Source organism: Streptomyces sp. NPDC001508 (assembly GCF_040298665.1).
Classification (GTDB): Bacteria; Actinomycetota; Actinomycetes; order Streptomycetales; family Streptomycetaceae; genus Streptomyces.
Genome location: NZ_JBEPAP010000171.1, coordinates 1 through 1,326, shown reverse-complemented (window position 1 = coordinate 1,326; position 1,326 = coordinate 1). Strand labels below are relative to the sequence as shown.

Sequence of the window (1,326 nt, the reverse complement as noted above, 5' to 3'; positions counted from 1 at the left end):
CACCTGACAGTGAGGATTGACCATGGCATCGCCCGGGGGTCTGACTCTTCACCTGACTGGCGCTTCGGTTGTCCTTCTGGGGAATCGTCGGCCTGCCGTGCGGTGCCGTCCGGCACGTGGCCGGTCGGGCGTCTGTGACCTAATAGGAGCCTGGCCAGAGGTCCCATCACTGTCTTGTCCGTCTGCCCGACCGGCCCGTGCCCTCCCACTGGTGCACGTTGGAAGGGCAGCACACAACAGCATGGCAGACGAGATAGCGGTGGTCGGCGGGATCGACACCCACACCGACCTCCACCAGGCCGCGGTCATCGACAGCATCGGCCGGCACCTGGCCACCGAGCAGTTCGAGACCACCCCGGAGGGATACCAGCGGCTGCTGGACTGGCTTCGGTCCCACGGTGAGATCCTCGCCGTCGGGGTCGAGGGGACCGGCGCCTACGGAGCCGAGATCGCCCGCTTCCTCACCGCGAACGAGGTCACGGTCATCGAGGTGGACCGGCCGGACCGCAAGGCGAGGCGGGACAACGGCAAGTCCGACCCGATCGACGCCTACGGGGCCGCGACCGCGGTCCTGTCCGGCCGGGCAGGAGGAACACCCAAGGCACGCAACGGGATCGTGGAGGCGATCCGGGCCCTGCGGGTGGTCCGCAAGAGCGCCGTCAAGGCCCGCACGCAGACCATCAACCAGATCCGGACCCTCGTCGTCACCGCCCCGTCCATGGTGCGGGACAAGCTGCGGGGGCTCTCCACGCGGGCACTGGTCGACACCCTGGCCCGCTCCCGCCCCACCGGCAACCTCCACGACCCCGCCTGCGCGGTGAAGACCGCGCTGCGGCGGCTCGCCCGCCGTTACCAGCAGCTCGACGAAGAGATCAAGGACGCGGACAAGGAGATCGGGCCGCTGGTCACCCAGGCCGCTCCCAGGCTCGTCGCCCTGCCGGGCGTCGGCCCCGAGACCGCCGGCCAGCTGCTGACGAGCGCGGGCGACAACCCCGGCCGGCTCCGCTCCGAAGCATCCTTCGCCCACCTCTGCGGGGCCGCCCCGGTCCCGGCCTCCTCCGGCCGCACCCACCGCCACCGCCTCAACCGCGGCGGCGACCGCGCGGCCAACAACGCCCTGCACACCATCGTGCTGGTCCGCATGAAGTACGACCAGCGCACCCAGGAATACGTCGCCCGACGCACCGCCGAAGGCATGGTCAAGAAGGACATCGTCCGCTGCCTCAAACGGTTCGTCGCCCGCGAGATCTACCGACACCTACCCCACGTGACCCACCCCACCAAACCGCTCCCACAGACCGCTTGACGATCTATAGGAGCTTCCCC

1 protein-coding gene is annotated in these 1,326 nt (G+C 69.8%); it reads left to right on the top strand.

Annotated elements, in window-relative coordinates; translation table 11 throughout:
* The first annotated feature begins 241 nt into the window (after positions 1-241).
* Complete coding sequence (locus tag ABT245_RS45920; protein ID WP_351747135.1) at positions 242-1,306, top strand: IS110 family RNA-guided transposase; 1,065 nt, start codon at positions 242-244, stop codon at positions 1,304-1,306.
* The last annotated feature ends 20 nt before the right edge of the window (positions 1,307-1,326 follow it).